The sequence below is a fragment of the Erwinia aeris genome, assembly GCF_041224955.1.
GTDB lineage: Bacteria > Pseudomonadota > Gammaproteobacteria > Enterobacterales > Enterobacteriaceae > Erwinia > Erwinia aeris.
On the sequence record NZ_JBGFFX010000001.1, the window covers coordinates 98,906 to 111,614 of the forward strand.

Here is a 12,709-nt window from a genome sequence, read left to right on the forward strand (position 1 = left end):
GGCAGAAAGCGGCGCGGGCTGCACCTTTTCCGCCTCAGCCCAGCGTGAAAACCAAATCCCAGGGCAGAAAAACAAGGTTAAGCACGATCATGCCCAGCAGCGATGCCAGCGTCAGGATCATACCGTTTTTCCGCCACAGCAGCGTGCTGGTGCGCATACCGTAGCTGTGCAGCGCGCGGCCCAGGAAAAAGAAGAGGCCGGTCAGGTGCAGCATCCACATTTCCGCGCCGTTCATTTCCATAATCACCAGCAGCAGCAGGGCGAGCGGAATATACTCTACGGCGTTGCCGTGAATACGAATGGCGGTCTGCAATTCATAAAAGCCGCCGTCGCCGTGCGCCACGTGATACTGGCGACGCAGCCGCACTACGTCAAAAGAAAACTTGATAATAAACAGTGCTCCCAGCACTACATACAGCGCGCTGACCATCCTTACTCCACCCGGTCGAAAATTCCTGGCGCCATCATAGCGGTGAAAAGAGCAGCTGTCAGCATATGTGCAGCGTCGCCCGGGATCAGAACAGACTGTCCTGCTGCGGCCAGTCCGGCGGCTCGCCGATATCGGGCACCGCCTGGCGCAACGCCCCCCACAGGCTCTGCACCATCGCCGGCGCAAAGGCCACGTCAGGCGTATGAATAAACAGCCACGGCTGGCCCTGTTCGCACCACTGCGGCAGCTTGTTTTGCCAGGCTGCAAACCATTTCAGGTTGGCGCTTACCTCGTCGCCGCCGATAAAACGGATCATTGGCTGGTCGGCTGTCATCACCGCATGCACCGGCAGGTGCGGTTTTTTGCGCTGCGCGTCAATAATGGCCGGATTGCTGGGTATGGCGGAATGGACGCCGCGCGTATCCAGGATCACCCGATTCACGCCGCGCTGATGCAGCCCCACGTTCAGGGCTTTTTCAGCCTCGCCCTTGGCAAAAAATTCCGGATGACGCACTTCCACGCCGTAGCTGAAGCTTTTCGGCAGGCCGTCAAGAAAGGCCCAAAGCGCCGGGAGATCCGCCGGCGAAAACGCGGAGGGCAGCTGTAGCCAGTACTGGCCAATGCGGGAGGCGAGCGGCGTCAGCAGGCTGAAAAATTCGGCGGTCAGATCGCCGCTGTCGCGCAGCGCGGCCTTGTGGCTGATGGTGGCAGGAAACTTAAAGCAGAAGCGGAAATCGTCATGGGTCATATCGTACCAGCGCTGGACGATCTCAGGGCGCGGCAGCGCGTAGAGCGTTGTATTGCCTTCCACACAGTTAAAATAACGCGCGTAGTCGGCAAGGGTTTCCATGCCCAACTTTTTCCATTGCGGATGCTGCCACTGCGGCAGACCCAGATAAAAAGGTTTCATCGCTCCTCTCTTATCATGCCGACGATAACGATCGCTTCCCTGCGATCGCGGGGAAAATTACAGCGCGGCCATAATCTCGTCTGAGGTGCGTACACGACCCAGACGGGGGAAAATATGCTTAAAGCTGCCGTTGTGCTCTTCGCTGCTGCCCGCGCTACAGATATCTTCCGCGACGATCAGGTTAAAGCCCAGCTCCCAGGCGTTACGGGCGGTAGATTCCACGCCGATATTGGTCGAGATGCCGCCCAGCACAATAGTATCAATACCGCGACGACGCAGCTGCAGCTCCAGATCGGTGCCGTAAAACGCGCCCCACTGATGTTTGATCACTTCAATATCGCTGTCCTGTTTGCCCAGGGCTGTCGGCCAGTCCCACCAGTTTTCCGGCAGCGGGCCGCCGTGGCTGTTATCAACTACCTGCTTCGGCGCGTCGCCGAAATCTTTCGCCCAGCCCACGCGCACCAGCACGACGGGCGCATTGACGGCGCGGAATTTATCGGCCAGCTTTGCCGAACGGGCCACCACGTCTTCTGCCTTATAAGGGCCGCCAGCGAAAGGCAGAATGCCTTCCTGCAAATCGATCAGCACCAGCGCGGTGGTTGCAGCGTTTAATTCCAACATACTTGCTCCGGGTGTTTGGGGAAAACCGTTGAGAATACAGGCAGTCAGCCTTAATGCGCGATAACAACAATGTCAGAGACGCGGGAAATTTGTTAGCTTTTGTGAGGCGCAGGCTAATTGTAGCGACTTTCGGCATAGCTTGCAGGAAGCGACTCTTATCGCGCCGGGCTTTTTCCATTATAATAGCCGCCTTTTTCGCGGCGGCATCGCCCCGAACAGATAACTAAAGATGCTGCCCGCGAGCGGCGAAGTTAAAAGGATAGCGTTATGCGTACCGAGTATTGCGGACAGATCAACCTGTCTCACGTAGGCCAACAGGTGACACTTTGCGGATGGGTTAACCGCCGCCGCGATCTGGGCAGCCTGATCTTCATCGATATGCGCGACCGTGAAGGCATCGTGCAGGTCTTTTTCGATCCCGATCGCCAGGAAGCCTTTCAGCTGGCCTCTGAACTGCGTAACGAGTTCTGTATCCAGCTGATCGGCACCGTGCGTGCGCGTGACGAAAAAAACAAAAACAGCGAGATGGCAACGGGCGAAGTAGAAGTGTTCGCCACCGATCTGACCATTATCAACCGCGCCGAGCCGCTGCCACTGGATCCCAATCAGACCAACAGCGAAGAAGCGCGCCTGAAATATCGCTATCTGGATCTGCGTCGTCCGGATATGGCGCAGCGCCTGAAGGCCCGCGCGAAAATCACCAGCTTCGTGCGCCGCTTTATGGACGACAACGGCTTTCTGGATATCGAAACGCCGATGCTGACCAAAGCCACGCCGGAAGGCGCGCGCGACTATCTGGTGCCGAGCCGCGTGCACAAAGGCAAATTCTATGCGCTGCCGCAGTCGCCTCAGCTGTTCAAGCAGCTGCTGATGATGTCCGGCTTCGACCGCTACTATCAGATCGTCAAATGCTTCCGCGATGAAGATCTGCGCGCCGACCGCCAGCCTGAATTTACCCAGATCGACGTCGAAACCTCCTTTATGACCGCGCCACAGGTGCGGGAAATCATGGAGAAAATGGTGCGCGAGCTGTGGCAGGACGTGAAAGGCGTCGAACTGGGCGATTTCCCGATGATGACCTTCGCCGAAGCAATGCGCCGTTACGGTTCCGACAAGCCGGATCTGCGTAACCCGATGGAGCTGGTGGACGTGGCCGATCTGCTGAAAGATGTAGAGTTCAAGGTCTTCTCCGGCCCGGCCAACGATGCCAAAGGCCGCGTCGCCGCGCTGCGCGTGCCGGGCGGTGCTCAGCTCAGCCGCAAGCAGATTGATGAATACGGCAAGTTTGTCGAAATCTACGGCGCGAAAGGCCTGGCGTGGATGAAAGTCAACGAACGCGCCAAAGGTCTGGAAGGCGTCAGCAGCCCGGTCGCCAAGTTCCTGAACGCGGACATCGTGGAAGCGATCCTGAGCCGTACCGAGGCCGCTGACGGCGACGCGATCTTCTTTGGCGCGGACAGCGAGAAAATCGTGGCCGACGCGCTGGGCGCGCTGCGCCTGAAGCTGGGTCGCGACCTGGATATTACCAACGGCAACGCCTGGGCGCCGCTGTGGGTCGTTGACTTCCCAATGTTTGAAGACGACGGCGAAGGCGGGCTGACTGCGATGCACCATCCGTTCACCGCGCCGCGCGACATGACACCAATCGATCTGAAAAACGCGCCGGAAACGGCGATCGCCAACGCCTATGACATGGTGATCAACGGCTACGAAGTGGGCGGCGGCTCGGTGCGTATTCACCGTGGCGACATGCAGCAGACGGTATTCGGCATTCTGGGCATCACCGAGCAGGAGCAGCGTGAGAAGTTCGGCTTCCTGCTGGATGCGCTGAAGTTCGGTACGCCGCCGCACGCTGGTTTAGCCTTTGGTCTGGATCGCCTGGTTATGCTGTTAACCGGCACCGACAACATCCGCGACGTTATCGCCTTCCCGAAAACCACGGCGGCGGCCTGCCTGATGACCGAAGCGCCAAGCTTCGCCAATCCGGCTTCGCTGACGGAGCTGGGGATCCAGGTGATAAAAAAGGATAAGCCTGAGAGCAACTAAGATGGCTTTCAAGCGGCCCGTATCGGTTCTGGTGGTGATCTTCGCCCGCGATACCGGGCGGGTGCTGATGCTGCAACGGCGCGACGATCCGGATTTCTGGCAATCCGTTACCGGCAGTCAGGAAGAGGGCGAAAGCCTGGCGGAAACCGCGCGGCGGGAAGTGCTGGAAGAAACAGGGATTGATATCAACGCCGGGCAGCTCACATTAGTGGACTGCCGGCGTCGGATAGAATTCGAAATCTTTGCGCATTTTCGCCACCGCTACGCGCCGGAGGTCACGCATAACAGCGAACACTGGTTTTATCTGGCGCTGCCTGCCGAACAGCCGGTCACGCTAAGCGAGCATCTGGCCTGGCGCTGGATGGCGGCCGCAGAAGGCGCGGCGCTGTGCAAGTCCTGGAGCAACCGCCAGGCCATTGAAGAATTTGTAGTTTAGCTCCCTGGCTTCTGGCTAATGGCCGGGTAAAGGGATGGAATTAGTTAAATGTTCAGGCTTTTATCGGCGCGGTGAGTTTGTTCGCTGCCGGCATGCGTCCGTGAGGACTGCGGACACTGCCAGCGGACAACATCACGCGCAGGATAGCCTGTCCGATCTATATCTGGAGAAAGAGTTAATGGCTGGTCACAGTAAATGGGCTAACACCAAGCACCGTAAAGCGGCTCAGGATGCCAAACGCGGTAAAATTTTCACCAAAATTATCCGCGAGCTGGTTACGGCAGCTAAGCTGGGCGGCGGCGATCCGGGTTCTAACCCGCGCCTGCGCGCGGCAATGGATAAGGCGCTGTCCAACAACATGACGCGCGATACCATGAACCGTGCTATCGCGCGCGGCGTGGGCGGCGAAGACGACAGCAACATGGAAACCATCATCTATGAAGGCTATGGTCCTGGCGGCACGGCGGTGATGGTGGAATGCCTGAGCGACAACCGCAACCGTACCGTTTCCGAAGTGCGTCACGCCTTCACCAAAACCGGTGGCAACCTGGGCACCGACGGCTCCGTGGCCTATCTGTTTACCCGCAAAGGCGTGATCTCTTTCGCTCCGGGTCTGGAAGAAGACACCCTGATGGATGCCGCGCTGGAAGCGGGTGCGGACGACGTGGTGACCTATGACGACGGCGCGATGGATGTCTTTACCGCGTGGGAATCGCTGGGCGAAGTGAAAGACGCGCTGGCCGCAGCGGGCCTGACTGCCGACAGCGCCGAAGTCACCATGATCCCTTCCACCAAAGCGGATATGGATGCGGAAACGGCGCCGAAGCTGCTGCGCCTGATCGATATGCTGGAAGATTGCGACGACGTGCAGGAAGTTTACCATAACGGCGAGATCTCCGACGAGGTCGCGGCAACGCTGTAATGGCGCACTTCACGCAACGGCCGGGAGAGGCGTAATGGCGATCATTTTAGGTATCGATCCCGGCTCGCGGATAACCGGCTACGGTATTATCCGTCAGGTAGGTCGCCAGTTGACCTACCTGGGCAGCGGCTGCATCCGCACCAATTCGACCGATCTGCCGTCCCGCCTGAAGCTGATTTATGCGGGCGTCAGCGAGATCATTACCCAGTTTCAGCCGGAATACTTCGCCATTGAGCAGGTCTTTATGGCGAAAAACGCCGATTCGGCGCTGAAGCTGGGCCAGGCTCGCGGCGCGGCCATCGTGGCGGCGGTCAATCACGATCTGCCGGTGTTCGAATACGCGGCGCGTCAGGTCAAGCAAACCGTGGTCGGCATCGGCAGCGCAGAGAAAAGCCAGGTGCAGCATATGGTGAAAACGCTGCTGAAGCTCTCCGCCAGCCCGCAGGCGGACGCGGCAGATGCGCTGGCTATCGCCATCACCCACTGCCATCTCAGCCAGAATATTAACCGGCTGGGCGAAGGCAAACTCAACCTGGCGCGCGGTCGCCTGCGTTCCTGATAAGCTGGATATCTATCCAGCTTTTTTTATGATATAAATCCCCGCATTAACACATTTCTGAAGGAAGCTTACGGTGATAGGTCGTCTGAGAGGCAAGATTCTGGAAAAACAGCCGCCGCTGGTGCTGTTGGAAGTCGGCGGCGTGGGTTATGAAGTGCATATGCCGATGACCTGTTTTTATGAGCTTCCCGAGCTGGATCACGAAGCAACGCTGTTCACCCACTTTGTGGTGCGCGAGGACGCGCAGCTGCTGTTCGGTTTCAACAGCCGTCAGGAGAGAGCGCTGTTTCGCGAGCTGATCAAGGTTAACGGCGTTGGGCCAAAGCTGGCGCTGGCGATCCTGTCCGGCATGTCGGCGCAGCAGTTTGTTACGGCCGTAGAGCGCGAAGAGATCGCCTCGCTGGTGAAGCTGCCGGGCGTGGGCAAAAAGACCGCCGAGCGTCTGGTGGTCGAAATGAAAGACCGCTTTAAAGGGATGCATGGCGACCTGTTTGCCGCCGATGCGCCTTTCGCGCTGACCAGCGAAGTGCAGGCGCCTGCCGCAGGCAACAGCGCGGAAGAGGAAGCCGTTGCCGCACTGGTGTCGCTGGGGTATAAACCTCAGGAAGCCAGCCGGATGATCGGCAAAGTCGGCCGCCCGGATGCAGATTGTGAAACGCTGATCCGTGAAGCCCTGCGCGCAGCTATTTGAGGTAAAGCATGATTGAAGCCGATCGCCTGGTATCGCCGGGAACCTTCAGCGAAGAAGAAGTCATTGATCGCGCCATCCGGCCGAAGCTGCTGGAAGAGTATGTCGGCCAGCCGGTAGTGCGTGAGCAGATGGAGATTTTTATCCAGGCCGCCAAAATGCGCGGCGACGCGCTGGATCATCTGCTGGTCTTCGGCCCGCCGGGGCTGGGGAAAACCACGCTGGCCGGGATCGTCGCCAACGAGCTGGGCGTCAACCTGCGCACCACCTCCGGGCCGGTGCTGGAGAAAGCGGGCGACCTGGCCGCCATGCTGACCAACCTTGAACCGCACGACGTGCTCTTTATCGATGAGATCCATCGTCTTTCGCCGGTGGTGGAAGAGGTGCTTTATCCGGCGATGGAAGACTATCAGCTGGATATTATGATCGGTGAAGGCCCGGCCGCGCGCTCCATCAAGCTGGATCTGCCGCCGTTTACCCTGATTGGCGCGACGACGCGGGCCGGCTCGCTAACGTCGCCGCTGCGTGACCGTTTCGGTATCGTGCAGCGTCTGGAGTTTTATCAGGTGAAAGACCTTCAGCATATCGTCGGCCGCAGCGCCAGCTGTCTGGGCCTGCCGCTGAGCGAAGAGGGCGCGCTGGAAATCGCCCGCCGCTCGCGCGGCACGCCGCGTATCGCCAACCGTCTGCTGCGCCGCGTCAGGGATTTCTCCGAGGTCAAAGCGCAGGGCAGCCTGAGCGGCGACGTGGCCGCCAGAGCGCTGGATATGCTGAACGTGGACACGGAAGGCTTTGATTACATGGACCGCAAGCTGCTGCTGGCGATCATCGATAAGTTTACCGGCGGCCCGGTCGGGCTGGACAACCTGGCGGCGGCGATCGGCGAAGAGCGCGAAACCATTGAGGACGTGCTGGAGCCTTATCTGATCCAGCAGGGCTTTATTCAGCGCACGCCGCGCGGCCGGATGGCGACGCAGCATGCCTATAAGCACTTCGGCATCACGCGGGAAGAGTAAGCCATAAAAAAACCGGTCAGCGACGACCGGTTTTTTCTTTCCCTGACGGACGTTTCAGACCGCCGGTTTTTTTACCATGCTGAGCATAAACATCAGCGACGCGCCCAGCACCACCGACGGCCCGGCCGGCGTATCGTAAAAGGCGGAGAAGGTCAGGCCGGCAGTCACCGCCAGAATCCCCACCAGCACCGCGACCCCAGCCATCTGCTCCGGCGAGCGCGCAAACCGTCGTGCCGTTGCGGCAGGAATGATCAGCAGCGAGGTGATAATCAACGCGCCGACGAACTTCATCGCCACGCCGATGGTCAGCGCCGTTACCAGCATCAACACCATCTTAGTCCGCTGGATATTGACGCCGTCTACCTGGGCCAGCTCCGGGCTGATGGTCATGGAAAGCAGCGAGCGCCAGTTAGCCGCCAGCACCGCCAGCACCACGACCACGCCAGCGGCGATGGTATAAAGATCGGTCGGCGTCACGGACAGCAGATCGCCGAACAGATAGGCCATCAGATCCACCCGCACGCCGGACATCAGGCTGACCACCACCAGGCCCAGCGACAGCGCGCTGTGCGCCATAATGCCCAGCAGCGTATCGATAGCCAGATGCGGCCGACGCTCCAGCCAGACCAGCAGCAGCGCCAGCAGCAGCGTAACGGCGTTCACCGCATAAAACGGGCTGACGTTCAGCAACAGTCCAAAAGCCACGCCAAGCAGTGAAGCGTGCGCCAGCGTATCGCCAAAATAGGACATGCGGCGCCAGACCACAAACGAGCCGAGCGGGCCAGCCGCCAGCGCCAGAAAGAAACCCGCCAGCCAGCCGGGCAGCAACAGTTCAATCACTTGGTTTGTCCTCTGCGTAAAACGATACGTCCCTGAAGGTCGTGACGATGGTTATGCTGATGGCGATAGATAGCCAGCTGCTCGGCGCCGCGCGGGCCAAACATAGAGATAAATTCCGGATGCTGAGAGACCGCCTCCGGCGTACCGGAACAGCAGATATGCTGATTCAGGCACAGCACCTCGTCGGTCTTTGCCATTACCAGATGCAAATCATGGGAAACCATCAGCACGCCACAGTTCAGCTCGCGCCGTAGCTGATCGATCAGATCGTAAAGCGCCACCTGGCCGTTCACGTCAACGCCCTGCGTCGGCTCGTCCAGCACCAGCAGCTGCGGCTGGTTGAGCAGGGCGCGGGCCAGCAGCACGCGCTGCATTTCCCCGCCGGAGAGCTTTTGCAGCGGCGCGTCCACCAGCTGTGCGGCCTGCACCCTTTTCAGCGCGGGCAGGATATCGCCGCGCTTGACGCCGCCGCGCAGCAGCATAAAGCGCTCGACGGTCAGCGGCAGCGTAGCGTCCAGATGAATTTTTTGCGGCACGTAGCCAATACGCAGCTGTTCGTGGCGCACCACGCTGCCTCGCGTTGGCGAAATCAGTCCCAGTACCACGCGCACCAGCGTAGACTTACCGGCACCGTTAGGCCCGAGCAGCGTTAATATTTTGCCCGGCTCCAGCGTCAGCGAAACGTTAGAAAGCACGGCGCGCTGACCAAAGCTGACGGAAATTTTTTCAAGGCTAATCAGTGAGGTCATAGTGATTACGGGTTGCAGAAGTTATCGAATGTTATAATATCACAATTCTTCGACCTGTCACGATGGACTGAATCATTATGTTACATAAAACCAAGCCCTTGTTAACGCTGCTTTCTGCCCTGGGATTTGCCGCTTCGCTGACCTCTACCGCCCAGGCTGCGGTAGTGGCCTCTGTTAAACCGTTGGGCTTTATCGCTGCCGCTATTGCCGATGGCGTTACGCCGGTGGAAATTTTACTGCCGGATGGGGCTTCAGAGCATGACTACGCGCTGCGTCCTTCGGACATTAAACGCCTGCAGAGCGCGGATCTTGTGGTCTGGATCGGGCCGGAAATGGAGGCTTTCTTGCCGAAGGCGGTCGCCGCGCTGCCCGCGCAAAAAAACCTCGAACTGGCTGAGTTAACGGCGGTTAAACCCCTGCTGGTTCGTGGGGCGGATGACGATGCGCACGAGCATGAGGAGGGCGCTGAAGCAGCGGATGAACATGCCCATGCGCACCACCACGGCGAATATAATATGCACTTGTGGATGTCCCCGGAAATCGCAAGGCAATCTGCGGTTGCAATCCATGCAAAATTATTGGAACTTATGCCGCAGAGCAGAGACAAACTAGACGCGAACCTGCAGCATTTTGAGGCAGAATTGGCCACGGCTGATACGCAAATAGCCGCTCAGCTTGAGCCGGTAAAAGGGAAGGGTTATTTCGTTTTTCACGATGCTTACACCTACTTTGAAAAACATTTCGGTCTGACTCCTGCGGGTCATTTTACCGTCAACCCTGAAATCCAGCCCGGCGCTCAGCGTTTACATCAAATTCGAACAGAGTTGGTTGAGCAAAAGGCCGTCTGCGTCTTTGCTGAGCCACAATTCAGGCCGGCCGTGATCGATGCTGTTGCCAGAGGAACCAAAGTGCGTACAGGAACGCTGGATCCGCTGGGAACGGACATCACTCCGGGAAGAGACAGCTATGTGAAATTCCTCTCACAGCTGTCCAGCCAGTACGCGAGCTGCCTGAAAGGAGCTTAGAGGAACTAATACGTGCAGCAAATTGCCCGCGCTGTCGCTATGGCGTTTAATACATTGCCGCGAACCCACCGCGTTATGCTGGGTTCGCTCACCGTTGTTACGCTGGCCGTCTCCGTATGGCGGCCTTTCGTTTACCATCCCACCGTCAGCGGTGAAAATCCGATCGTCAAAAGCATAGAGCTGGATAAAGAGCAGCTGCGTACGCTGTTGCCGGAAGCCAGCGAGCCAATCGATCAGGATATGCCTTCGCCTGATGACGACGTGCCGAAAGATGAGATAGACCAGGATGTGCCCAGCGAAACCGGCACGCATGATTACGTGGTGTCATCGGGAGATACGTTAAGCAGCGTTCTTAATCAGTATGGCATCGATATGGGAGATATCAACCAGCTGGTCAAGGTGGATAAGGATCTGCGTAACCTGCAAATTGGTCAGCAGCTCTCCTGGACGTTAACCGACGACGGCCAGCTGCAGCGGCTAACATGGGAAGCGTCGCGCCGCGAAACCCGCACCTACGATCGTTCCGGCAACACCTTTAAATCCTCCGCTGCGGTTCAGCAGGGCGAGTGGCAAAACAACGTGCTCTCCGGCACGGTGGAGGGCAGTTTCGTGACCAGCGCGCGAAACGCCGGGCTGAGCAGCGGCGAAATCAGCGCCGTGATCAAAGCGTTGCAGTGGCAGATGGACTTCCGTAAGTTGCGTAACGGCGACCGTTTCTCCGTGCTGATGTCACGCGAGATGATGGATGGCAAGAGCCAGCAGAGCCGCCTTGCCGGCGTTCGTCTGCAAACCGGCGGCAAAGACTACTATGCGATTCGCGCTGCCGACGGCAAATTCTACGATCGCAGCGGCGCCGGACTGGCGCACGGCTTTATGCGCTTCCCGACGGCCAGACAGTATCGCGTGTCATCCAACTTCAACCCGCATCGCCTGAATCCGGTGACCGGTCGTGTCGCGCCGCATAAGGGCGTGGACTTCGCTATCCCGCTGGGCACGCCGGTGCTGGCGGTAGGCGACGGTGAAGTGATCGTGGCAAAACGCAGCGGCGGCGCGGGCAACTATGTTGCCATTCGTCATGGCCGTCAGTATATGACGCGCTATATGCATATGAAAAAGCTGCTGGTGAAGCCAGGCGATAAAGTGAAGCGCGGCGAGCGCGTTGGTCTGAGCGGCAATACCGGCCGCTCAACGGGGCCGCATCTGCACTTTGAAGTCTGGATCAACAACCAGGCCGTCAATCCGCTCACGGCGAAGCTGCCGCGTATGGAAGGGCTGACCGGTAAAGACCGCAACGATTATCTGGCGCAGGTTCGCGAAGTCACGCCACAGCTGCGCTTTAAGTAAGCATTAACTTTCCCGCGAAAAAAGCCGACGCTTTAGCCGTCGGCTTTTCTTTATGGGTAAAATGAGGCGGGCATTGCAAAATTGTGCGTCGGCACTATCATTAGCCGCTCAGAATTTGAGGCGAGTGCATGGAAAACAAGAAAAGCAATAATGAATTTATTCCCACCTTTCGGAAATCCTTTCTGCTGCCGCGCTATTGGGGAAGCTGGCTGGCGATTGGGCTTTGCGCCGGAATGGCCTGGCTCCCGGCAAAAATGCGGGATCCGTTACTGGGCGCGCTGGGGCGCTTCGCCGGAAAATATGCGAAGAGCGCGCGACGTCGTGCGCAAATTAATTTGTTTTACTGTATGCCTGAGGTAGCAGAAGCCGATCGCGAAAAAATCATTGATGAAATGTTCGCCACGGCGCCGCAGTCTATAGTGATGATGGCCGAGCTGGCTCTGCGTCCGGCCCATGCAGTGCAGCGTATCACCTGGCATAATAAAGAAATTATTGAGCAGATCGGCGCGCAAAATCAGAACATCATCTTTCTGGTACCGCACGGCTGGGCGGTGGATATCCCGGCAATGGCGCTGGCTTCGGAAGGGCATAAAATGGCGGCCATGTTCCATCACCAGCGGAACCCGGTAATGGACTATATCTGGAACGCGGTGCGCCGCCGTTTTGGCGGCCGTATGCACTCCCGGGATAACGGCATCAAGCCGTTTATCAGCTCGGTGCGCCAGGGATACTGTGGCTATTACTTACCGGATGAGGATCATGGCGCAGAGCACAGCGAATTCGTGGATTTCTTCGCCACCTACAAGGCCACGCTGCCTGCGTTAGGCAGGCTGATGAAGGTCTGCCGTGCCCGCGTGGTGCCGCTGTTCCCGGTTTACAACAGCAAAACGCATCGGCTTGATATCTATTTGCGCTCGCCAATGGACGATCTGCTGGCAGCGGATGATAAAACGCTGGCGCGCAGAATGAATGAGGAAGTGGAGCTTCTGGTGCGGCCTAATCCTGAGCAGTACGCCTGGATTTTGAAGCTGCTGAAGACCCGCAAAGAGGGTGAGACTGAGCCTTACCGCCGCAAAGATCTTTTCCCTAAAAAATAAAAAAAGCCCCGCCGTCTGGCGGGGCT

General features: G+C 58.4%; 14 protein-coding genes. 9 read left to right on the forward strand and 5 right to left on the reverse strand.

The features are described from left to right. Positions 1–34 precede the first annotated feature (34 nt). The 3 genes from AB6T85_RS00430 to AB6T85_RS00440 all read right to left on the reverse strand — a co-directional run bounded on the left by AB6T85_RS00430 (position 35) and on the right by AB6T85_RS00440 (position 1,961). Entirely contained in the window at positions 35–430 is a 396-nt protein-coding gene (locus tag AB6T85_RS00430) for an MAPEG family protein (RefSeq protein ID WP_253460703.1), read from the reverse strand. Positions 431–515: 85 nt separating this feature from the next. Continuing rightward, positions 516–1,340, reverse strand: a complete 825-nt coding sequence (locus AB6T85_RS00435; RefSeq protein WP_369894562.1) for a DUF72 domain-containing protein — start codon at positions 1,338–1,340, stop codon at positions 516–518. Positions 1,341–1,397: 57 nt separating this feature from the next. After that, positions 1,398–1,961, reverse strand: coding sequence for a hydrolase (locus AB6T85_RS00440; RefSeq protein ID WP_301252217.1), 564 nt, complete (start codon positions 1,959–1,961; stop codon positions 1,398–1,400). Positions 1,962–2,228: 267 nt separating this feature from the next. On the opposite strand from AB6T85_RS00440, the gene aspS reads away from it, so the two are divergent. The 6 genes from aspS (at position 2,229) to ruvB (ending at position 7,628) form a co-directional block, all read left to right on the forward strand. Continuing rightward, entirely contained in the window at positions 2,229–4,007 is a 1,779-nt protein-coding gene (gene aspS, locus AB6T85_RS00445; protein WP_369894563.1) for an aspartate--tRNA ligase, read from the forward strand. Between the two features lies 1 nt (position 4,008). Beyond that, a complete protein-coding gene (gene nudB, locus AB6T85_RS00450) occupies positions 4,009–4,443 on the forward strand; it encodes a dihydroneopterin triphosphate diphosphatase (RefSeq protein ID WP_253460715.1) in 435 nt (144 codons plus the stop codon). 178 nt (positions 4,444–4,621) lie between these two features. After that, positions 4,622–5,365, forward strand: a complete 744-nt coding sequence (locus tag AB6T85_RS00455; RefSeq protein WP_253460718.1) for a YebC/PmpR family DNA-binding transcriptional regulator — start codon at positions 4,622–4,624, stop codon at positions 5,363–5,365. A gap of 34 nt (positions 5,366–5,399) precedes the next feature. Beyond that, a complete protein-coding gene (gene ruvC / locus AB6T85_RS00460; protein ID WP_253460721.1) occupies positions 5,400–5,924 on the forward strand; it encodes a crossover junction endodeoxyribonuclease RuvC in 525 nt (174 codons plus the stop codon). Between the two features lie 73 nt (positions 5,925–5,997). Beyond that, positions 5,998–6,615, forward strand: coding sequence for a Holliday junction branch migration protein RuvA (ruvA, locus tag AB6T85_RS00465; RefSeq protein ID WP_125287914.1), 618 nt, complete (start codon positions 5,998–6,000; stop codon positions 6,613–6,615). A gap of 8 nt (positions 6,616–6,623) precedes the next feature. Beyond that, a complete protein-coding gene (ruvB, locus tag AB6T85_RS00470; RefSeq protein ID WP_125287913.1) occupies positions 6,624–7,628 on the forward strand; it encodes a Holliday junction branch migration DNA helicase RuvB in 1,005 nt (334 codons plus the stop codon). 54 nt (positions 7,629–7,682) lie between these two features. Here ruvB and znuB read toward each other — a convergent pair whose 3' ends face one another. Then, positions 7,683–8,468 carry a zinc ABC transporter permease subunit ZnuB gene (gene znuB / locus AB6T85_RS00475; protein ID WP_369894564.1) on the reverse strand — a complete coding sequence of 262 codons (786 nt, stop codon included), beginning with the start codon at positions 8,466–8,468 and terminating at the stop codon, positions 7,683–7,685. Further along, the gene (gene znuC, locus AB6T85_RS00480; RefSeq protein WP_253460726.1) at positions 8,465–9,217 is read right to left on the reverse strand and encodes a zinc ABC transporter ATP-binding protein ZnuC; all 753 of its coding nucleotides are present in this window, start codon (positions 9,215–9,217) and stop codon (positions 8,465–8,467) included. The genes znuB and znuC overlap by 4 nt, the downstream gene beginning before the upstream one ends. Before the next feature lie 77 nt (positions 9,218–9,294). Between znuC and znuA the strand changes: the two genes are divergently transcribed. The 3 genes from znuA to lpxM all read left to right on the forward strand — a co-directional run bounded on the left by znuA (position 9,295) and on the right by lpxM (position 12,683). Continuing rightward, positions 9,295–10,242, forward strand: a complete 948-nt coding sequence (znuA, locus tag AB6T85_RS00485) for a zinc ABC transporter substrate-binding protein ZnuA (protein ID WP_253460729.1) — start codon at positions 9,295–9,297, stop codon at positions 10,240–10,242. Between the two features lie 12 nt (positions 10,243–10,254). Next, the gene (gene mepM, locus AB6T85_RS00490) at positions 10,255–11,586 is read left to right on the forward strand and encodes a murein DD-endopeptidase MepM (protein ID WP_369894565.1); all 1,332 of its coding nucleotides are present in this window, start codon (positions 10,255–10,257) and stop codon (positions 11,584–11,586) included. Between the two features lie 128 nt (positions 11,587–11,714). Next, on the forward strand, positions 11,715–12,683 hold the full coding sequence (gene lpxM, locus AB6T85_RS00495; protein ID WP_301729443.1) for a lauroyl-Kdo(2)-lipid IV(A) myristoyltransferase: 969 nt from the start codon (positions 11,715–11,717) through the stop codon (positions 12,681–12,683). The last annotated feature ends 26 nt before the right edge of the window (positions 12,684–12,709 follow it).